This is a genomic window from Azospirillum melinis, assembly GCF_013340935.1.
Taxonomy (GTDB): Bacteria; Pseudomonadota; Alphaproteobacteria; order Azospirillales; family Azospirillaceae; genus Azospirillum; species Azospirillum melinis.
Genome location: NZ_WHOS01000019.1, coordinates 96,775 through 115,020 on the forward strand (window position 1 = coordinate 96,775; position 18,246 = coordinate 115,020).

Genomic DNA, 18,246 nt, shown 5'->3' on the forward strand with positions numbered 1-18,246 from the left:
TCAAAGGGCGGCGGACATCCGCCGGAAGCCGGCCTCAAGATCGCGGATCAGGTCGTCGGGGCTCTCAAGCCCGGCGTGCAGGCGCAGAACCTGGCCCGGATCGGTCCAGCGGGTGGCGGAGCGCACCGCCGCCGGCCGTGTCGGCAGGATCAGGCTCTCGAAGCCGCCCCAACTGTAGCCCATGCCGAACAGCTCCATCCCGTCCAGCATCGCCGCCAGCGCCTTGCGCGGAACCTGATTGACGATCACCGAGAACAGGCCGCTGGACCCGGTGAAGTCGCGCTTCCACAACTCGTAGCCGGGGAAGTCGGGACGGGCGGGATGCAGCACCCGTGTCACCTCCGGCCGGGCCGCCAGCCAGTCGGCGAGCGCCAGCGCGCTCTCCTGGTGCTGGCGCATGCGCACCGACAGGGTGCGCAGGCCGCGCAGGCCGAGATAGAGGTCGTCCGGCCCGCCGCAGACGCCGAAACGGGTGGCGGTCTTCTTGACCGCGGTCCAGCTTTCCTCGTCGCGGCAGGTGACGACGCCCAGCATCGCATCGGCATGGCCGACCATGTACTTGGTCGCGGCGTGGATCGACAGATCGACGCCATGGTCGAAGGGGCGGAAGAACAGCGGGGTCGCCCAGGTGTTGTCGATCATCACCGTGGCGCCGACCGTCTTGGCGGCGGCGGCGATGGCCGGAACGTCCTGCACCTCGAAGGTCAGGGAGCCCGGCGATTCGAGGAAGACCACGCTGGTGTTGGGCCGCAGTAGGGCGGAAATGCCGGCACCGATGCAGGGATCGTAGAACTCCACCTCCACGCCAAAGGGGATCAGCGTCTCCTTGGCGAAGCGGCGAGTGGGGCCATAGGCGCTGTCGGTGATCAGCACATGGTCGCCGGCCTTGGTGAAGGCCGATAGCGCAACGGCGATGGCGGCGAGGCCTGAGCCCGTGTTCACCGACTTGTAGCCGCCTTCAAGTTCAGCCGCCGCCTCTTCGAAGGCGAAGGTGGTGGGCGTGCCCATGCGACCGTAATGCACGCCTTCCAGCGTGTTGCGGTCGCTTTCCTCCAGCGCGTCCAAAGTCGGGAACAGAACGGTCGAGCAATGATAGACCGGCGGGTTGACGATGCCGTGGTTGTTCCGCGGGTCGCGGCCGGCATGCACGAGAATCGTGTCCTTGGTGACGTCCTTCATCGACTGTCCGTTTGGCTGGAGCGGCAATCCGGCCCGTCCGAGTCCGCCCTGGCCGGGAGAACCCAGGTGCGGGCGGTGCGGGCGCGGCCGAACATTGTGTCACCCCGGACGCCCAGCCGCCATCGCGGATTGCGCGCAACGACCGTCAGCGGACGGGATGTTCTGGTAACACCACCAATGCACAGAGGATTCGACAAGCCGGATCAAGTTGATACACTCTTGTCCCACGCGCATGGCTGCGTCGCGATCCTCACAGGACGGGTCCAATGGGGATCGGTCTGCCGGATTGTCAGGCGGATCGATCCGGCAGGGTCGTTCCGGTTGGATTATGGAGCCGGCGTGACCAAGCGCGTCATCAGACCGCTCAAAGCGAAGAACGCAAGAACAGGGTGGAGTTCATAATATGAAGTCAGGGTTCCTGGCCGCCGCCGCAGCGGCCGTGGTCGTTTCCGCCAGCGCCGTCGCCGGCGCTGCCACGCTGGACACCGTCAAGCAGCGCGGCTTCGTGCAGTGCGGCGTGAACGCCGGCCTTCCGGGCTTCGGCAACCCCGACAGCGCCGGCAACTGGACCGGCCTGGACGTCGATTACTGCCGTGCCGTCGCCGTCGCCATCTTCGGCGACGCCAACAAGGTCAAGTTCACCCCGCTGTCCGCACAGCAGCGCTTCCCCGCCATCCAGTCGGGCGAAGTCGACCTGCTGTCGCGCAACACCACCGCCACGCTGACCCGTGACACCTCGGTCGGCCTGAACTTCGCCCCCGTCACCTATTACGACGGCCAGGGCTTCATGGTTCCGAAGAAGCTGGGCGTGAAGAGCGCCAAGGAGCTGAATGGCGCCACCGTCTGCGTCCAGTCCGGCACCACGACCGAACTGAACCTCGCGGACTATTTCCGCGCCAACAACATGACCTACAACCCGGTCGTCATCGAGTCGAACGACGAGGTGAACGCCGCCTACTTCGCCGGCCGCTGCGACGTGCTGACGACCGACGTGTCCGGTCTGGCCGGCACCCGCGCCGGTGTCGCCCCGGTTCCGGACGACCATGTCATCCTGCCGGAAGTCATCTCCAAGGAGCCGCTGGCCCCGGCCGTGCGCCATGGCGACGACCAGTGGTTCGACATCGTGAAGTGGACCATCTTCGCCACCATCCAGGCGGAAGAGTTCGGCATCACCTCCAAGAATGTCGACGAGTTCACCAACTCGAAGAACCCGGACATCCAGCGCTTCCTCGGCACCTCGCCGGGCATGGGCAAGGCCCTGGGCCTGGATGAGAAGTGGGCCTACAACGTCGTGAAGAAGGTCGGCAACTATGCCGAGATCTTCGACCGCAACGTCGGCCCGGGCACCCCGCTGAAGCTGGAGCGCGGCCTGAACGCGCTGTGGACCAAGGGCGGCCTGATGTACGCGCAGCCGTTCCGGTAAGGCACGTCACCGTCTGAAGGCCGCCCGCAGCCCGTTGCCGGGGGCGGCCTTCCGGTTCTTTTGGGAGCGGTCGCGAAGGGCGCCAGCGAAGCGCCTGCGCAGGGGACCGCATTTGGGAGACATGTCGCATTCCCTACGGTGTGGGAAATGCCCGGAAGAACGTCCGGGACCGCGTGGGCACCGTATGGGGCGCGATGGTTGGGGGAGAGTAGTCCGTGGCGACCGAGACCCGGACCACCCAAGGCGCTCCGCCGCCGGGTGGCGTATCGTTTTCCCTCAGCGACCCGACGTTCCGCGCCATCGTCTACCAGATATTGGTGGTCGGCGCGGTCGTCCTGGTCGGCTGGTTCTTGATTTCAAACACGCTCGACAACCTCGCGCGGCGCTCGATCGCGACCGGGTATCATTTCCTGGAGCGTGAAGCGGCCTTCGGCATCGGCGAATCGCTGATCGACTATTCGCCGAAGGACACCTATGGCCGGGCCTTCCTGGTTGGCGTGCTGAACACGCTGAAGGTGTCGATCATCGGCGTCATCCTGGCGACGATCATCGGCACGATCATCGGCGTCGCCCGCCTGTCCAGCAACTGGCTGATCGCCAAGCTGGCCTCGACCTATGTCGAGATCATCCGCAACATCCCGCCGCTGCTGCAGCTGTTCTTCTGGTACGCGCTGGTGTCCGATGGGCTGCCGCCGGTCCGTCAGGCGCTGAACCCGATCCCGGGCGTCTTCCTGTCGCAGCGCGGCCTGCGCGTGCCGGTGCCCGCCCCCGATCCGGTCTGGACCAACATGGGCATCGCCCTGCTGGTCGGCATCGTCGCCGCCTGGGGCGTGTCGCGCTGGGCCAGGGCACGGCAGGCGCGCACCGGGCAGCCGTTCCCGGCGGGCTGGGCCGGTCTCGGCCTGATCGTCGGGCTGCCCATCCTGACCTGGCTCGCCGGCGGCGCGCCGCTCGCGATGGACGTGCCGAAGCTGGCCGGCTTCAACTTCACCGGTGGCGCCTCCATTTCCCCGGAATTCTTCGCCATCCTGACCGGTCTGACGCTCTACACCGCGGCCTTCATCGCCGAGGTGGTGCGCAGCGGCATCAAGGCGGTCAACTGGGGCCAGACCGAGGCGGCCCGTGCCCTCGGCCTGCCGGGCAGCCCGACGCTGCGTCTGGTGATCCTGCCCCAGGCGCTGCGGGTGATCGTGCCGCCGCTGACCAGCCAGTATCTCAACCTGACGAAGAACAGCTCGCTGGCGCTGGCAATCGGCTATCCCGATCTGGTGTCCATCGCCAACACGACGCTGAACCAGACCGGTCAGGCCATCGAAGGCGTGACGATGATCATGGGCACCTATCTGGTCATCAGCCTCAGCATCTCGATCTTCATGAACTGGTACAACAAGCGCATCGCGCTGGTGGAGCGGTAACGGCCATGACCGACAACGTGCAAAGCGTCGGCTTGCCGGACGAACGTCCGCCGGCCAACACCGTCGGCCCGATTGCGTGGCTGCGCAAGAACCTGTTCAACAGCTGGTACAACGCCATCCTGACCATTCTGGTCCTGGGGTTGCTAGCGTCGGCGATTCCGCCTTTCATGAACTGGCTGCTGTTCCGCGCCCACGGCTTCGACGCGACCTCAACCGTCTGCCGGCAGGATGCCGGCGGCGCCTGCTGGGGCTTCATCAGCGAGAAGCTGCGCTTCATCATGTTCGGCATGTTCCCGTGGGAACAGCAGTGGCGGCCGCTGGTGACCATCGCCGTCTTCATCGCCCTGCTGGTCGCCAGCTGCGACCGCCGCTTCTGGAAGCCGTGGTTCGGGCTGGTCTGGGCCGCCGGGCTGGCGCTGGTGGCGGTCCTGATGTGGGGCGGCGTCTTCGGCCTGACCTATGTCGAGAACACGCTATGGGGCGGCCTGCCGCTGACCATCATCCTGTCGGTGATCGGTCTGGCCGTGGCCTTTCCGGTGTCGATCCTGCTGGCGCTGGGCCGCCGGTCGAACATGCCGGCGGTCAAGGTGCTGTGCGTCACCTACATCGAGCTGATCCGCGGCGTGCCGCTGATCAGCCTGCTGTTCATGGCGTCGGTGATGCTGCCGCTGTTCCTGCCGAACGGCGTGTCCATCGACAAGCTGCTGCGCGCGCAGATCGCCTTCATCATGTTCGCCGCCGCATATATGGCGGAAGCGATCCGCGGCGGCCTGCAGGCGATCCCGAAGGGGCAGTATGAGGCGGCGGACGGGCTGGGGCTCGGCTATTGGCAGAAGATGCGCAAGATCATCCTTCCGCAGGCACTGGCCGTCGCCATCCCTCCGCTGGTGAACACCTTCATCAGCTTCTTCAAGGACACTTCGCTGGTCATCATCATCGGCCTGTACGATCTGCTCGGCACGGCAAAGGCCGCGCTGTCCGATCCGTCCTGGCGCGGTTTCTACCGCGAGGCCTATCTGTTCATCGGCGTGATCTACTGGATCTTCTGCTTCAGCATGTCGAAGTACAGCCAGAAGCTCGAACGCGATCTCAATCGCGGCCACCGCCGATAGATCGGATCGCGCAAAATCGAAATCGATTTGAAGCGTGAATCCGATCGCAAGAAGTGAAGATAGTATCGCCGTCAAGGGAGACACGAGAACCCATGTCCCAGGCCATGTCCCAGGCAGCCAAGCCGAAGCACGCCCTCAGCGGCGAGGAAATCATCCGCTGCACGGGCGTCAACAAGTGGTACGGCGAGTTCCACGTCCTGAAGAACATCAACCTCAGCGTCCAGAAGGGCGAGCGCATCGTCGTCTGCGGCCCGTCCGGGTCGGGCAAATCGACGATGATCCGCTGCCTGAACCGGCTTGAGGAGCATCAGAAGGGCACGATCGTCATCGACGGAATCGAGCTGACCAACAACCTCAAGAACATCGAACTGGTCCGCCGCGAAGTCGGCATGGTGTTCCAGCACTTCAACCTGTTCCCACACCTGACCGTGCTGGAAAACTGCACCCTGGCCCCCATCTGGGTCCGCAAGATGCCGAAGGCGGAAGCGGAAGAACGGGCGATGAGCTACCTGAAGCGGGTTCGCATCGCCGAGCAGGCCAAGAAGTATCCCGGCCAGTTGTCGGGCGGCCAGCAGCAGCGCGTCGCCATCGCGCGGTCGCTGTGCATGAGCCCGAAAGTGATGCTGTTCGACGAGCCGACCTCCGCGCTCGACCCAGAAATGGTCAAGGAGGTGTTGGACGTCATGATCGGCCTGGCCGAGGACGGCATGACCATGCTGTGCGTGACGCACGAGATGGGCTTCGCCAAGTCGGTCGCCGACCGCGTGATCTTCATGGATCGCGGCGAGATCGTGGAGCAGGACACGCCGGACGCGTTCTTCTCCAATCCGAAATCGGACCGCACGCGACTCTTCCTCAGCCAAATTCTAAACCACTGAGACGGTCGGCAGGCTGGCGGTTCCGTTCGGCCTGCCATCCGGAAACAAAACACCTCGACTTAGGGTGCGCGGCGCAATGTCCTGTGGCGTCGCGCACCGGTTTGCGGTTCAATCGGTCGCCTGACGTGCTGTTCGACCGACCCGCTACCGGAGACCGAGGTTATGGACCTGCTCAGCCCCCGTCCCAGCGTTGGCCAGATCAAGCCGTACCGTCCCGCTCGCCCTCCACGCGACGGCCGCCGGTGGATCGACCTCTCGCTGACCCACAATCCGCTCGGCCCGAGCCCGCTGGCGCTGGACGCTTATTGCGAGGCGGCGACCCGCATCCACTGCTATCCCGACTGGGATCAGGAACCGCTGCGCCACGCCATCGCACGCCGCCATTCCATCGACGTCGATCACATCGTCTGCACCGCAGGATCGGAGGAACTGATCCATCTGGTCGCGCAGGCCTTCGCCGGGCCCGGTGACGAGGTGCTGTGCCACGAGCGTGGCTATCGCGGCTTCCTCAAGGCGATCCGTGCCGCCGGTGCCGCTGCGGTCGTTGCGGCGGAACGCGACATGGTGGTGGATGTCGAAGCGCTGATCGACCGCGCCAGCGAGCGCACCAAAATCTGCTTCCTCGCCAACCCCAACAACCCGACCGGCACCTACATCCCGGCCGATGCGGTGCAGCGGCTGCGCGCCGGGCTGCCGCCGCACACGCTGCTGGTTCTGGATTCGGCCTATGCCGATTACTGCCGCCTGCCGGACTACAGCGACGGGACGGAGATTGTCGAGAATTCCGACAACGTCATGCTGATCCGCACCTTCTCCAAGATGCATGGCTTGGCCGGCTTGCGGGTCGGCTGGGGCTATGGTCCGGCGACGGTGATCGAGGCGGTGAACGCCATCCGGGGCACCTTCAACGTCTCGCTTCCCGCACAACTGACCGCCGCCGCCGCGCTGAGCGACGCCGGGCATGAGGAGGCGACCTTCGCCCACAATGCGCAATGGCTGCCCTGGCTGTCGCGCGAACTGGAACGGGTCGGGCTGCGCGTCTATCCCAGCGTCTGCAATTTCGTGCTGGCGCGCGTGCCGACCGACCCATCGCTGGGCACCCAGGCGGTCATCGACCATCTCGCCCACCGTGGCATCCTGGTGAAGGCGGTGACCGAATATGGTCTGTCGGACTGCCTGCGCATCACCGTCGGCCGCGAGGAGGAGAACAAGGCGCTGGTGGTGGCACTGGCGGAGATTCTCGGCTGAGAATAGTGAGTGGACGATGCGGGTGGCTTGCAGAAAATTTCAGGGATTTTGATTCAGATCAACGAACAGCCTATGCGTTTCGACATAAGGTCCGTCTTGTCTCTAAACCTCCCTGTATCACTGAGCCGGAGCATCCGCATGGATGGCTCCGGCTTTTTCTTTTCCGTCTGGAAGTTTCAGCCAGGGTCCGGGAAAATGCCGGTCAGTTGACCTGCATCAACGCAGGAAGAGGTGATCGGGCGTAGACCTATGACTGTCTCTAACCCTCCCTGTTTCACAGGAGGCTCCGGTTCCGGTGCCTCCTGTTTTTTTGTCCGGATTCAGGAAGGCGGGCGCGAGCGGTTCCAGCGCATGACCAGCCCGATCAGCGACAGCGGCACCACCACGACCGCGCCGATCAGGATGTAGGGCAGGGCCCAGCTCCCGGCTTCGATGACCAGTGCCGCGATGTCCTGCACCGTCTGCCAGCTGTTCGTCAGGATGCTGGCCGGATCGATGCGCAGGAACGACAGCACGAAGCCGACGATGAAGCACAACACCAGCGTCCGAATGATCCAACCCATCAAGGCCCCACCTCACGCTCGTCATGGCGGAGCTTCCGCCTGTCTGAAGGAACGCGCCGGTCCGTCACGGGGTTCCGGCGTTCCGCGGTAGATGGGGCGCGGTGGTCGGGGTGGTCAAGGGGAGAGATGTGCCGGCTTCCCCGGCCTCACCCCGCCAGCGGAATATGATCCCCCGAGCTGCGCGGCAGCACACCGTCCAGCCGCGGGTCGCGGACCTCGCGGGCGACATGGCGGGTGGGAACGAAACCCATGCTCTGGTAGAGCGGCAGGGCCTTGGGATGGTCGAAGGTGCAGGTGTTGACGACCAGCTTCGTCGCGCCGCCGTCCCACGCCTTGCGGATGATGGTGTCGAGCAGCCAGGGGCCCAGCTTGTGGCCGATGAAGTCGGGGATCAGCCCGAAATAGGCAAGGTCGGTTTCCTGTGTCCGCCGGTCCAGCTCGCCGTAACCGGCGGGCGTACCATCGACATACAGCACCCACACCTCCACCCGCGGGTCGAGGATCGAGCGCTCCAGCTCCTTGCGCGGCATGCGGCGGCGTTCATGCCACAGCCAGGGCTCACCCACCGTGTCGTAGAGATAGCGGTAGAAGGACCAGTTCGGCGGATTGGACCGCACCAGCGTGAGGTTGCCGGACGGCTGGCGCACCGGCGCATGGGCGGGCGGCGCCGTCATCTCCAGATAGGTGACGATTACCGGCAGATAGCCCGGCCGGCTGGCGGTGGGCACGGCGGGGCGGGTCAGGGAGAAGGGTTGGTCAGCCATTTCTGCATCATCGTAACGGGCGATTTGGCATAGCCCAACCTCTCATAGAAGGCCAGCACCCGTTGGTTGGTCTCGCGGACGAGCAACTGGACCTTGGGCATGCCGGCTGCGGCCAGCCAATCCTCCGCCTCCGCCACCATCCGGCGGCCGAGTCCCCGGCCTTGCAGGGCCGGATCGACGGCGACGTAATAGATCCAGCCGCGATGCCCGTCCTGCCCGACCATGGCGGTGGCGACGATCCGCCCGTCCTCGATGGCGGCCAGCACCGTCGAACTGCTCTTCGACAGTGCCAGTGCGAAGTCGGCCGCCGGGTCGTTCCATGGCACCACCAGCCCGCAGGCCTTCCACAGCGAGACGACGGCGTCGCAGTCTTCCGCCGTGCAGGGCCGGACAATCACGGAGCCGCTCACGGCTGTCGGGTCCCCGTCTCCAGCGGCAGATCCGCCCGCAGGCCCCATTCGGCCCAGGAGCCGTCATAGATCGCCACGTCCGGCTTGCCGGCGGTGGCGAGGCCCAGCGCGATGACGCAGGCGGTGATGCCGCTGCCGCAGGAGGCGACCACCGGACGACCAAGGTCCAGCCCCGCCGCGCGCGCCTTCTGAACGATGATGTCCGGTGGCAGCAGGGTTTTGCTGTCGGCGTCGATCAGGTCGGTGTGGGGCAGGTTGAAGCTGCCGGGAATGCGGCCGCTGCGCCGTCCGGGCCAGGGCTCGGCCACAGCACCCTCGAAGCGCGGCTGGGCACGGGCGTCGGTCACCTGATCGGTGCGGGCGTTGATGTTGGTGAGCACCTGATCGGCGCTGCGGATCAGCTCCGGCCGCTTGCGCGCCGTGAAGACCGCCGGCTGGACCGGAGCGGCTTCTCCAGATTCGGTCGGGCGGCCTTCCGCCAGCCACTTTGGCAGGCCGCCGTCCAGAACCGCCACCCGGTCGAAACCGAACAGGCGGAACAGCCACCAGACACGTGCCGCCGCCGTTGCCATGCCGGCGCTGTCATAGACGACGACAGTGTCGCCGTCGCCGATCCCCAGTGCGCCGATCTTCGCAGCGAAGGTTTCCTCGTCCGGGACCATGTGGGGCAGGGGGGCGGTGTTCGGCGCCGCCACCTCATCGACGTCGCACAGGCGCGCGCCGGGGATGTGGGACTCCGCGAACTCCGCCCGGATGTCGCGCTTCAGGGCCGGCATGTGCCAGGACCCGTCGAGGATTTTCAGCCCCGTCCGGCCGAGATTGCGGGCCAGCCAGTCGGTGGATACGACGGGGCCGGTCAGCGCTTCAACAATGCTGTCGCTCATGCTGCGCGTCCTTGAGAATAGGGGCTGTCGGGGAACGGATCGGCGAAACGGCTTCAGTCCCTCAGCGCGATGACGACGCGCCGGTTCTGCTTGCCCTTGTTTTCGATCTTCGTCACCTCGATTCCGCCGATCTCGCCGGTGCGGGCCACGTGGGTGCCGCCGCACGGTTGCAAATCGACGCCCTCCACATCCAGAAGACGCACCCGGCCACTGCCGGTCGGCGGTTTCACCGACATGGTGCGCACCAGTTCCGGCTGCGCTGCCATCTCGTCGTCGGTGATCCAGCGGGTGCCGACGGGAGTGTCGGCGGCGATCAACCGGTTCACCGCCTCGGTGATGGCGTCCTTGTCCAGCGATTCGGCAGGGACATTAAAGTCCAGCCGGCTCTTGTCCGCGCCGATCTGCCCGCCGGTGACCGACCCCGGCACCACCGCACACAGCAAATGCAGCGCGGTGTGCATGCGCATGTGGCGATGGCGGCGGTCCCAATCGATCTCCGCCTCCACCGCGGTGCCGGGGCTGGGCAGCTCCTGCCCGTCTTCCGGCACATGGATGACGTCGTCGGGGCCGCCATCGCCCTTCACCGTGTCCTTGATGCGGACTTCGAAGCCGTCGAAGCGCAGGACGCCGGTGTCGCCCGGCTGGCCGCCGCCGGTCGGATAGAAGACGGTGCGGTCGAGCCGGATGCCACGCTCGTCCACCGTCATGACGGTGGCGACGCAGTTGCGGGCGTAGGCGTCCTCACGGAAAAGCGCGTCCATATCCCCCTCGAAGAGAGTCAGGCCAGCCAGTCTGGCACAGGAAGATTCTTCTCACGGAGGAAGTCAGGATTGAAGAGCTTCGATTGGTAACGCTGCCCCCCGTCGCACAGGATGGTCACCACCGTGTGGCCGGGGCCGAGGTCGCGTGCCACCCGCATGGCGGCGGCGATGTTGATGCCCGACGAGCCGCCCAGCACCAGACCCTGGGTCTTGATCAGGTCGAAGACGATCGGCAGCGCCTCTTCATCGGGAATCTGCACGGCGTCGTCGATCGGCGCGTCTTCCAGATTGGCGGTGATGCGGCCCTGGCCGATGCCCTCGGTGATCGAACTGCCTTCCGACTTCAGCTCACCGTTGGTGTAGTAGCTGAACAGGGCGGCGCCCATCGGGTCGGCCAGCGTGATGCGGATGTTCGGGTTCCGCTCCTTCAGGGCCAGCGCGATGCCGGCCAGCGTGCCGCCGCTGCCCACCGCACAGGTGAAGGCGTCGAGTTTGCCGCCGGTCTGGTCCCAGATTTCCGGGCCGGTGGTGGTGCGGTGGCCTTCGCGGTTGGCGGTGTTGTCGAACTGGTTGGCCCAGACGACGCCGTTCGGCTCGGTCTTCGCCAGTTCCTCGGCCAGACGGCCGGAATAGCGGACGTAATTGTCGGGGTTGGAATAGGGGACTGCCGGGACCAGCCGCAGGTCGGCGCCGATCAGGCGCAGCATGTCCTTCTTTTCCTGGCTCTGCGTCTCGGGCATGACGATGACGGTGCGATAGCCGAGCGCGTTGCCGACCAGCGCCAGCCCGATGCCGGTGTTGCCCGCCGTGCCCTCGACGATTGTGCCGCCGGGGCGCAGCAACCCGCGCTCTTCCGCGTCGCGGACGATGGCGAGAGCGGCGCGGTCCTTCACCGACCCGCCGGGGTTCAGGAACTCCGCCTTGCCCAGGATCTCGCAGCCCGTCGCCTTCGATGGCCCTTCCAGGCGAATCAGCGGCGTGTTGCCGATTGCGCCGATGAAGCCGTTGCGGATGTCCAAGGCGGGTACTCCCAAAGTCAGATGTGGATTGCTGCCGATACTATCAGCGTGCAGGGCCGCGGTTTCAAGGCAGGGAGTGTGAAATGCTGCATTGAACGTGAATGGTACGTGAAATAAGTTGCGGAACCTGGAATCGGAGACTCTCCGTACCTTACCCCTGACTCAGCCAGCGCTTGCGCAGGGACTCGCGGTGGCGGGCCAGCCAGCCGATGGCGATGATGGCGACGGAGTTGCGCAGGCGGTTCTCGTCCATCATGCTGATCGCCTCGTCGGCCGGCAGGGCCATGATGCGGATGTCCTCATGTTCCTCCTCCAGGCCGCCGGTCGCGGCGAGGTTGCGGCTGTCGACCCGGCCGCAGAAGACGGTGACGACCTCGGTGAAGGCACCCGGGCTGACGTAATAATCGCAGATCTGCTCGATCTCCTGGATGGCGCAGCCGGCCTCCTCCATCGATTCGCGGCGCGCAACCTCCTCCGGGCTCTCGCCTTCGCCGACCATGCCGGCGACGATCTCGGTCATCCAGGCCGGGCCGCCGGCTGCCGCGGAGCCGACGCGGAACTGCTCGATCATCACCACGGTGTCGAGATCGGGATCGTAGAGCAGGACGCCCACCGCGGCCCCGCGGTCGCACACCTCGCGGGGGGGCAGCACGTCGGTCCAGGTGCCGTCGAACTTCTTGTGGCGCAGGCGGTAGACGTCGATGGTCAGAAAGCCCTTGTAGGGGGTCTTCTTGTCGAGAATCTCGATGTCGGGATGGTTCATGATCGGCGTGAGTCCATGGATGGCTGTTCCCCACAGGGTGCTATGCCGGCACGCCGTTCACAAGCGCCCGGGAAGGTAACCGGCTGTTGGGGCAGGCATCACAGCGTCGGGTTCAGCCTCAGGAACCGCACGCGGTCGGCCGAGGTCACGGGAACCGGGGTCAAGGTGGAACCGCGCATCACCTCGAGCGGAATGACGATGCCGGCCGGTCCCAGCCCCCAGAGCTTGCGGTAGAAATCCGCCAGTCCATTGAAGCGCTGGCCACCGACGCCGACGATCCAATCGCCGGGGCGCAGGCCGGCCGATTCGGCTGGGCTGCGTGGCGACACCTTTTCCACCAGCAGCCGCCCCATCTCTTCGCGCAGGGTGACGCCCAGCCAGGGACGGGCCGGTTCCTGCCGTCGCCCGTAAGCCAGAAGGTCGGCCAGAATCGGCTCAAGCGCCGAAACGGGGACGAACATGTTGCCGGGCAGGCTGCGCCCCTCCACTGCCTCCGCCACCAGCAGCGATCCGATGCCGACCAGCCGGCCCTCGCGGTTGACCAGGGCGGCGCCGTTGAAGGCGCGGATTGGCGGGAAGGTGAACAGCGCCTCATCCAGCAGATATTCCCAATAGCCGGCGAATTCCCGCTTGCCGACCACCTTCACGGCGGTGGCTCCGCGATTGCCGCCGCCGCTGAGCGCCAGCAGGGTGTCGCCCTCCTTCACGGCCCCTGGACCGGCCAGACGCAGCCAGGGAGCTGAAAACCCCATCTCCGCCCGCAGCAGACCGAAGCCGCTGACGGGGTCGTAGGCCACCATGTTGGCGGGATAATTGCGTCCGTCGGCGGCAATGACCTGAATCTGCGACGCCTCCATCACCGTATAGCCGATGGTCAGGATCAGGCCGGAACCGTCGATGACGACCCCGCTGCCCTCGCGGTCGGTGCCCAGGGTGCGGGCGCTCTGGCTGTCCGCCGGCACGGTTGCGGTGATGCCGACGACGGAACGGACGACACGCTCCGGGTCGAGCTGCTCAGACTCCGCCGCTTTGGCCGGATCAACGCCGGGGACGGCCAATTGCAGGCCGATCAGGAGAAGGACGGTCGCCGCCAGACGCGGCACAACCGGTGTTGAGACGACCCGCATGACGCCGCACTCCCGCGCAAGGCAGGGCCAAGGGCACCCCCGGTGCCGCGCGGCCCTGTCCGTCGCGACTCGGGTGACACAAGCATGACATTGCGTTCGAGTCGCGGCTCATCAAGCCGTCATCGCGCGGTCGTCCACCACGAGCGCGACCATGGTGATGGAAACATACCGCCGTCGGCCGTTGTTGTCTTGTCCGGGTCCCGCAATCAAAGGGGAAAGGTGACAGCATGCCCATCGAAAGCGAACAGGAGCTGGAACAGGCCGTCCAGGAGTTCCAGCGCCTGAGCGACGCACCGGAGGGGTCCGAGGAGGGCCGCCGCCGCAGCGTTCTGGACGCGGACATCAAGTCGTACTACGCCAGATGCGCAGACACGATGCGGCCTGCCAAGCCGCCCTCCACCGGCTGACGGAGGGGGAAGCGGGTCCGCGTGGCCGACCGACGTAAAGCCGGCCATCATTAAGGAGAGCGGTCCGCGATGAAGCGACTCGACACCTGCTACACCTGCCGCTTCTGGGAGGGGCAGGGGCTCCGCCAGCGCGGGCCGAAGGGAACCTGCCGGCGCTACCCGCCGGTGGTGACCCCGCGCAGCCCGGAAGGCGACTTCCCGATCACCCTGTCCACCGACTGGTGTGGGGAATGGAAGCGGGTGGCGATCGCCGCGGCGGGCGGCGACCCATCGGATTCCGACGACAGCATCTATGACGATCTGGTGGAGTAGGGCACATCAATAACCGGTGCCTTGCTCCCGACCTTTCAGCGCGGGTGGGGCGGGATCACCAGAACCGGGGTGTTCTCGTAGGCCTGCGGATTGCGGTCGGCGGCAGGTCCGGTCCAATCGGCGCTGAAAGCCAGCAGGGCGACCAGCACGGCTGCCAGGAACAGCAGCATTGCCGTGACGCAGTCAACCGTCCGGACCGGGCGCTCTTCGCATTCGGACGAGCGGTTGCCGGTGCTACCGACAGGCGGGGCGGTGCGGAAATGTTCGGATTGGAATGGCAGAAGCACGGCGGTCCTCCATCGGCTGGAGACGCCCGGCCCAAGGCTCGGCCCGGATTATTATCAAGTCTAACCCCCCGCAGACATGCGCGGCATTTCGCTTCCGGCAAAGCAGGATCGTCTTTTGGGACTAGTTCATACTGTCTTGGGCCACCGTCGGTCCTAGCCCAACTGCTTTAAACCGAATTCGGTTACTTAAGCGCCACAGTCAAGCTGCAAGAGTGCAGAAAGACAAAAAGGCCGGATGCGTTCGGCATCCGGCCTTTTCGATCTGGCTCCCGGTGCTGGACTCGAACCAGCGACAAGCGGATTAACAGTCCGCTGCTCTACCAACTGAGCTAACCGGGATCGGTGACTGACCTTTCGGCCGCCGCCGTTGTTGGCGTGGCGGGTGTATAGCCGAACCATTCGGCCCTGCCAAGCCAATTCCGACAGAAAAATGAATTTTCTTTCGACGGCGGGCGAAGCGGTGGGTGAGGGGCATTCCGCGAATAAAAACAAAGCCCTAACGCAAAAAGCCCCGCTGGAAGCGGGGCTGCGTTCGGTTTGATTGACCTTGATCTATACTGTTGTCAGGTATGGAGGCACGGGCGGGAATCGAACCCACGTACACGGATTTGCAGTCCGCTGCATCACCACTCTGCCACCGCGCCATCCTGACCGGCACCGGCGCGCCGTTTCCGGTGCGCCCTCGGTGTGGAGCGGTGGTATAGCGGCCTGGAACGGAGCGGTCAAGGCGAATGGTGACGATTTTTGAACATCGTCGATCGAACCGGCATGACCGCTCTTTGCCGACGCCTCCGCCGGCCGTTTTCCCGACCTTCGGCAAAGCCCGCCCGCATATCGCTCGTGACGTTGTGTTCGCCAAGCCTTTGCGGCTATATACCGCCATGGCAGGAAGCCGTTCGCTGTTCGGCTTGGTGCCGGTGTCGTCACAACACATCAATAAGCGACCGCCATGACCGATTTCGCCGCCGCACGCTATTTCATGGTCGAGGGACAGATCCGCCCCAACAAGGTGACGGATCAACGTCTCGTCGATGTCCTGTCGGAGCTTCCGCGCGAAGCCTTCGTTCCTTCGTCGGCGCGCGGCGTCGCTTATGTCGACGACGATCTCCCCATCGGCAAGGGCCGCTTCCTGCTGGAACCGATGGTCTTCGCCCGTATGCTGCAGGCCGCTGCCGTGCAGGAGACCGACCGCGTGCTCGACGTCGGTGCCGCCGGCGGTTACTCCACCGCGGTGCTGGGGCGGCTCGCCTCGTCGGCCGTCGGCCTTGATTGCGATGAAGCGCTGACCGCGGCCGCGGCCGCGGCGCTGGCCGGGCAGGGGATCGCCAACGCCAAGGCCGTCACCGGTCCGCTGGCGGAGGGGTACGCCCAAAACGCCCCTTACGATGTGATCGTCGTCGAAGGTACCGTTCCGGAGGTGCCGGCTTCGCTGACCGACCAGCTGGCGGAAGGCGGTCGTCTGGTCGCCATCGTCCAGGGCAAGGGCAGCGTCGGCGAGGTCCGGCTGTTCCAGCGCACCGCCGGCGTGGTGTCCAGCCGCATCCTGTTCGAGGCCCAGCCGCACGCGCTGCCGGGCTTCGAAAAGAAGGCCTCCTTCGTGTTCTGACCGGATTCGCCGGTTGGACTGGTCTTGAACTGAACCGTGCAGTTTACCTCTGCGCGGTTCTGCGCTACCGTCGCCATCGCCCTTGCACGAAAGTGAGCAACCATGGCCGCACCGTTTGAGATCGAGGTGGAAGAACTGGACCGCCGCCGCAAAGCCGGCGACGAACCGGTCGTCCTCGACGTGCGCGAACCGTGGGAGTTTGCGCTGTGCGCCATCGACGGCAGCCTGCACATCCCGATGAACGGGCTTCCCGGTCGGGTGGAGGAGCTGCCGAAGGACCGCGATGTCGTCGTCGTGTGTCACCACGGTGGCCGCAGCGCGCAGGTCACCATGTGGCTGCGTTCCAAGGGCTTCGACCGCGCCATCAACCTGGATGGCGGCGTCGATGCCTGGGCGCGCCGAATCGACCCGAACATGAAGGTCTACTGAACATGACCGTGCGAAGCCGTTTTGCGCGCCGCTGGCTGCTGGCGACGGCCCTGACCCTGACCGCTACGATGGGCACAGCAGTGACCGGCGGTGGTACGGCCCAGGCCCAGTCCCTCGAGCAGGCCCTCGCCCAGGCCTATGCCAACAACCCGACCATCGGCGCCCAGCGCGCCCGCCTGCGCGCCGTCGACGAAGGCGTGCCCCAGGCGCTGTCCGGCTACCGTCCGACCGCCCGCGTGACCGCCGGCATCACCCGCTCGATGGGCGAGAGCAAGTATGACGGCGGCTCGACCGGGTCGGAAAGCAACGCCAAGAGCGTCGGCGTCACCGCCACCCAGCCGATCTACGACGCCACCGTCGCTCCGGCCGTCCGCCGTGCCGAGCGGCTGGTCGAAGCGCAGCGCGCCACCCTGATCGCTTCGGAACAGTCGGTCCTGCTGGCCGCCGCCCAGGCCTATCTGGACATCGTCCAGAACCAGGCCATCCTGCAGCTGCAGACCAACAACGAGCAGGTGCTGCGCCGCCAGCTGGACGCCGCCCGTGACCGCTTCCGCGTCGGCGAATACACCCGCACCGACGTCAGCCAGTCCGAGTCGCGCCTGTCGGCCGCCATCGCCTCCAAGATTTCGGCCGAAGGCACGCTGCGCGCCTCCCGGGCCACCTACGAGCGTCTGGTCGGTGCCGCTCCCGGCGAGCTGAAGGCGCCGAAGCCGGCCTTCCGCCTGCCGAAGAACCTGGACGAACTGGTCGAGCTGGCCCGCGCCAACAACCCGAACGTCCTGTCCGCCTCCTACACCGAGGCGGCGCAGCGCGAGGCGGTGGACCAGCAGTACGGCCGCCTGCTGCCGTCGGTGAATCTCTCTGCCAGCGGCACCCGCACCTACGATCCGGGCCGTTCGTCCGGCATCGAGCTGAACCGGGCTGACAGCGCGCAGATCACCGCCCAGGTCAACATCCCGCTCTATCAGGCCGGCCAGCCGGAAGCCCTGGTCCGCGAGGCCAAGCAGACCGCCAACCAAGCCCGCCTGCAGATCGAGGAATCCCGCCGTCAGGTGACCGAATCGGCGGTCAGCGCCTGGCAGGCCCTGCAGACGGCCCGCGCCAGCATCGAGTCCTATTCGGCGCAGATCAAGGCGGCCCAGATCGCCCTGGAAGGCGTCCGTCAGGAGGCGCAGGTCGGTTCGCGCACCGTGCTCGACGTGCTGAACCAGGAACAGGAACTGCTGAACGCCCGCGTCTTCCTCGTCCGTGCCCAGCACGACGAAATGGTCGCGGCCTTCAATGTACTGGCGTCCAGTGGACAGTTGACGGCGGACCGGTTGAACCTGCCGGTCCAGAAATACGACCCGACCGCGAATTACGACAAGACGCGGGGCAAGTGGTTCGGAACTTCGGTGACCGAATGAACGAAGCGGCCCGCGAAAGCGGGCCGTTTTTGTATTATGGCTTTTTTGCCAGCCCTGCCCTAGGTTTGGGGCAGGTTGACGTCTCGGGTTGCCAAGATGAGCGATAAGGGCCAGCAAGAACCTTCGATGGAGGAAATCCTCGCCTCCATCCGGCGGATCATTTCCGAGGACGGCGAGCCTGCCAAATCGGAAACCCAGGCGCCTTCGCCGCCTCCACCTCCGCCGCCCCCTCCACCATCGGGGGCGGCGGGGG

Annotated in this window: 21 protein-coding genes and 2 tRNA genes; 11 read left to right on the plus strand and 12 right to left on the minus strand. The window is 65.9% G+C overall.

What is annotated here, in order from left to right; genetic code table 11:
• A complete protein-coding gene (metC, locus tag GBZ48_RS16380) occupies positions 1 to 1,179 on the minus strand; it encodes a cystathionine beta-lyase (protein WP_174471983.1) in 1,179 nt (392 codons plus the stop codon).
• 403 nt (positions 1,180 to 1,582) lie between these two features.
• Here metC and GBZ48_RS16385 point away from each other — a divergent pair, with 403 nt between their 5' ends.
• The 5 genes from GBZ48_RS16385 (at position 1,583) to GBZ48_RS16405 (ending at position 7,255) form a co-directional block, all read left to right on the plus strand.
• Positions 1,583 to 2,602 (plus strand): amino acid ABC transporter substrate-binding protein, encoded by a 1,020-nt coding sequence (locus GBZ48_RS16385; RefSeq protein ID WP_174471984.1) that lies wholly within the window; start codon positions 1,583 to 1,585, stop codon positions 2,600 to 2,602.
• A 215-nt stretch (positions 2,603 to 2,817) separates the two neighbouring features.
• Positions 2,818 to 4,017, plus strand: coding sequence for an ABC transporter permease subunit (locus tag GBZ48_RS16390; RefSeq protein ID WP_174471985.1), 1,200 nt, complete (start codon positions 2,818 to 2,820; stop codon positions 4,015 to 4,017).
• A 5-nt stretch (positions 4,018 to 4,022) separates the two neighbouring features.
• On the plus strand, positions 4,023 to 5,129 hold the full coding sequence (locus GBZ48_RS16395; protein ID WP_174471986.1) for an amino acid ABC transporter permease: 1,107 nt from the start codon (positions 4,023 to 4,025) through the stop codon (positions 5,127 to 5,129).
• A 92-nt stretch (positions 5,130 to 5,221) separates the two neighbouring features.
• On the plus strand, positions 5,222 to 6,007 hold the full coding sequence (locus GBZ48_RS16400) for an amino acid ABC transporter ATP-binding protein (RefSeq protein WP_098739765.1): 786 nt from the start codon (positions 5,222 to 5,224) through the stop codon (positions 6,005 to 6,007).
• A 162-nt stretch (positions 6,008 to 6,169) separates the two neighbouring features.
• Complete coding sequence (locus tag GBZ48_RS16405; RefSeq protein WP_174471987.1) at positions 6,170 to 7,255, plus strand: pyridoxal phosphate-dependent aminotransferase; 1,086 nt, start codon at positions 6,170 to 6,172, stop codon at positions 7,253 to 7,255.
• Positions 7,256 to 7,575: 320 nt separating this feature from the next.
• Here GBZ48_RS16405 and GBZ48_RS16410 read toward each other — a convergent pair whose 3' ends face one another.
• From GBZ48_RS16410 to GBZ48_RS16445, 8 genes are all read right to left on the minus strand, one after another.
• Positions 7,576 to 7,818: a hypothetical protein gene (locus GBZ48_RS16410; RefSeq protein ID WP_246307237.1), complete on the minus strand. Its 243-nt coding sequence runs from the start codon at positions 7,816 to 7,818 to the stop codon at positions 7,576 to 7,578.
• Positions 7,819 to 7,964: 146 nt separating this feature from the next.
• A complete protein-coding gene (locus tag GBZ48_RS16415; protein WP_174471988.1) occupies positions 7,965 to 8,582 on the minus strand; it encodes a GNAT family N-acetyltransferase in 618 nt (205 codons plus the stop codon).
• A complete protein-coding gene (locus GBZ48_RS16420; RefSeq protein WP_209798142.1) occupies positions 8,558 to 8,992 on the minus strand; it encodes a GNAT family acetyltransferase in 435 nt (144 codons plus the stop codon). Before GBZ48_RS16420 ends, GBZ48_RS16415 begins: the two co-directional genes overlap by 25 nt.
• Positions 8,989 to 9,876, minus strand: coding sequence for a sulfurtransferase (locus tag GBZ48_RS16425; RefSeq protein ID WP_174471990.1), 888 nt, complete (start codon positions 9,874 to 9,876; stop codon positions 8,989 to 8,991). Before GBZ48_RS16425 ends, GBZ48_RS16420 begins: the two co-directional genes overlap by 4 nt.
• Positions 9,877 to 9,929: 53 nt before the next feature.
• Positions 9,930 to 10,637: an alanyl-tRNA editing protein gene (locus GBZ48_RS16430; RefSeq protein WP_174471991.1), complete on the minus strand. Its 708-nt coding sequence runs from the start codon at positions 10,635 to 10,637 to the stop codon at positions 9,930 to 9,932.
• Between the two features lie 17 nt (positions 10,638 to 10,654).
• Positions 10,655 to 11,656, minus strand: coding sequence for a cysteine synthase A (locus GBZ48_RS16435; RefSeq protein ID WP_109446393.1), 1,002 nt, complete (start codon positions 11,654 to 11,656; stop codon positions 10,655 to 10,657).
• A 151-nt stretch (positions 11,657 to 11,807) separates the two neighbouring features.
• Positions 11,808 to 12,419: an NUDIX domain-containing protein gene (locus GBZ48_RS16440; protein WP_174471992.1), complete on the minus strand. Its 612-nt coding sequence runs from the start codon at positions 12,417 to 12,419 to the stop codon at positions 11,808 to 11,810.
• Between the two features lie 98 nt (positions 12,420 to 12,517).
• Positions 12,518 to 13,546 (minus strand): S1C family serine protease, encoded by a 1,029-nt coding sequence (locus GBZ48_RS16445; RefSeq protein WP_174471993.1) that lies wholly within the window; start codon positions 13,544 to 13,546, stop codon positions 12,518 to 12,520.
• A gap of 227 nt (positions 13,547 to 13,773) precedes the next feature.
• Here GBZ48_RS16445 and GBZ48_RS16450 point away from each other — a divergent pair, with 227 nt between their 5' ends.
• Both GBZ48_RS16450 and GBZ48_RS16455 read left to right on the plus strand, forming a co-directional pair.
• Positions 13,774 to 13,953: a hypothetical protein gene (locus GBZ48_RS16450; protein ID WP_098739756.1), complete on the plus strand. Its 180-nt coding sequence runs from the start codon at positions 13,774 to 13,776 to the stop codon at positions 13,951 to 13,953.
• 69 nt (positions 13,954 to 14,022) lie between these two features.
• Positions 14,023 to 14,265 (plus strand): hypothetical protein, encoded by a 243-nt coding sequence (locus GBZ48_RS16455; protein WP_174471994.1) that lies wholly within the window; start codon positions 14,023 to 14,025, stop codon positions 14,263 to 14,265.
• A 35-nt stretch (positions 14,266 to 14,300) separates the two neighbouring features.
• Here GBZ48_RS16455 and GBZ48_RS16460 read toward each other — a convergent pair whose 3' ends face one another.
• The 3 genes from GBZ48_RS16460 to GBZ48_RS16470 all read right to left on the minus strand — a co-directional run bounded on the left by GBZ48_RS16460 (position 14,301) and on the right by GBZ48_RS16470 (position 15,196).
• Positions 14,301 to 14,552, minus strand: a complete 252-nt coding sequence (locus GBZ48_RS16460) for a hypothetical protein (protein ID WP_174471995.1) — start codon at positions 14,550 to 14,552, stop codon at positions 14,301 to 14,303.
• A gap of 263 nt (positions 14,553 to 14,815) precedes the next feature.
• Positions 14,816 to 14,891, minus strand: a tRNA-Asn gene (locus tag GBZ48_RS16465).
• A gap of 231 nt (positions 14,892 to 15,122) precedes the next feature.
• Positions 15,123 to 15,196 (minus strand) — tRNA-Cys (locus tag GBZ48_RS16470).
• Between the two features lie 87 nt (positions 15,197 to 15,283).
• Between GBZ48_RS16470 and GBZ48_RS16475 the strand changes: the two genes are divergently transcribed.
• The 4 genes from GBZ48_RS16475 (at position 15,284) to GBZ48_RS16490 (ending at position 17,993) form a co-directional block, all read left to right on the plus strand.
• Positions 15,284 to 15,505 carry a hypothetical protein gene (locus GBZ48_RS16475; protein ID WP_174471996.1) on the plus strand — a complete coding sequence of 74 codons (222 nt, stop codon included), beginning with the start codon at positions 15,284 to 15,286 and terminating at the stop codon, positions 15,503 to 15,505.
• Positions 15,502 to 16,158, plus strand: coding sequence for a protein-L-isoaspartate O-methyltransferase family protein (locus tag GBZ48_RS16480; protein ID WP_174471997.1), 657 nt, complete (start codon positions 15,502 to 15,504; stop codon positions 16,156 to 16,158). Before GBZ48_RS16475 ends, GBZ48_RS16480 begins: the two co-directional genes overlap by 4 nt.
• 102 nt (positions 16,159 to 16,260) lie before the next feature.
• Entirely contained in the window at positions 16,261 to 16,587 is a 327-nt protein-coding gene (locus GBZ48_RS16485) for a rhodanese-like domain-containing protein (RefSeq protein ID WP_098739752.1), read from the plus strand.
• 2 nt (positions 16,588 to 16,589) lie between these two features.
• Positions 16,590 to 17,993, plus strand: a complete 1,404-nt coding sequence (locus tag GBZ48_RS16490; protein WP_174471998.1) for a TolC family outer membrane protein — start codon at positions 16,590 to 16,592, stop codon at positions 17,991 to 17,993.
• Positions 17,994 to 18,246: the final 253 nt, after the last annotated feature.

What these genes read in the sequence shown, in the direction of transcription:
- metC (WP_174471983.1), bottom strand. Translation starts at nt 1,179, where the DNA reads ATGAAGGACGTCACCAAGGACACGATTCTCGTGCATGCCGGCCGCGAC.
- GBZ48_RS16385 (WP_174471984.1), top strand. Translation starts at nt 1,583, where the DNA reads ATGAAGTCAGGGTTCCTGGCCGCCGCCGCAGCGGCCGTGGTCGTTTCC.
- GBZ48_RS16395 (WP_174471986.1), top strand. Translation starts at nt 4,023, where the DNA reads ATGACCGACAACGTGCAAAGCGTCGGCTTGCCGGACGAACGTCCGCCG.
- GBZ48_RS16400 (WP_098739765.1), top strand. Translation starts at nt 5,222, where the DNA reads ATGTCCCAGGCCATGTCCCAGGCAGCCAAGCCGAAGCACGCCCTCAGC.
- GBZ48_RS16405 (WP_174471987.1), top strand. Translation starts at nt 6,170, where the DNA reads ATGGACCTGCTCAGCCCCCGTCCCAGCGTTGGCCAGATCAAGCCGTAC.
- GBZ48_RS16410 (WP_246307237.1), bottom strand. Translation starts at nt 7,818, where the DNA reads ATGGGTTGGATCATTCGGACGCTGGTGTTGTGCTTCATCGTCGGCTTC.
- GBZ48_RS16415 (WP_174471988.1), bottom strand. Translation starts at nt 8,582, where the DNA reads ATGGCTGACCAACCCTTCTCCCTGACCCGCCCCGCCGTGCCCACCGCC.
- GBZ48_RS16425 (WP_174471990.1), bottom strand. Translation starts at nt 9,876, where the DNA reads ATGAGCGACAGCATTGTTGAAGCGCTGACCGGCCCCGTCGTATCCACC.
- GBZ48_RS16430 (WP_174471991.1), bottom strand. Translation starts at nt 10,637, where the DNA reads ATGGACGCGCTTTTCCGTGAGGACGCCTACGCCCGCAACTGCGTCGCC.
- GBZ48_RS16440 (WP_174471992.1), bottom strand. Translation starts at nt 12,419, where the DNA reads ATGAACCATCCCGACATCGAGATTCTCGACAAGAAGACCCCCTACAAG.
- GBZ48_RS16445 (WP_174471993.1), bottom strand. Translation starts at nt 13,546, where the DNA reads ATGCGGGTCGTCTCAACACCGGTTGTGCCGCGTCTGGCGGCGACCGTC.
- GBZ48_RS16450 (WP_098739756.1), top strand. Translation starts at nt 13,774, where the DNA reads ATGCCCATCGAAAGCGAACAGGAGCTGGAACAGGCCGTCCAGGAGTTC.
- GBZ48_RS16455 (WP_174471994.1), top strand. Translation starts at nt 14,023, where the DNA reads ATGAAGCGACTCGACACCTGCTACACCTGCCGCTTCTGGGAGGGGCAG.
- GBZ48_RS16475 (WP_174471996.1), top strand. Translation starts at nt 15,284, where the DNA reads ATGGTGACGATTTTTGAACATCGTCGATCGAACCGGCATGACCGCTCT.
- GBZ48_RS16480 (WP_174471997.1), top strand. Translation starts at nt 15,502, where the DNA reads ATGACCGATTTCGCCGCCGCACGCTATTTCATGGTCGAGGGACAGATC.
- GBZ48_RS16485 (WP_098739752.1), top strand. Translation starts at nt 16,261, where the DNA reads ATGGCCGCACCGTTTGAGATCGAGGTGGAAGAACTGGACCGCCGCCGC.
- GBZ48_RS16490 (WP_174471998.1), top strand. Translation starts at nt 16,590, where the DNA reads ATGACCGTGCGAAGCCGTTTTGCGCGCCGCTGGCTGCTGGCGACGGCC.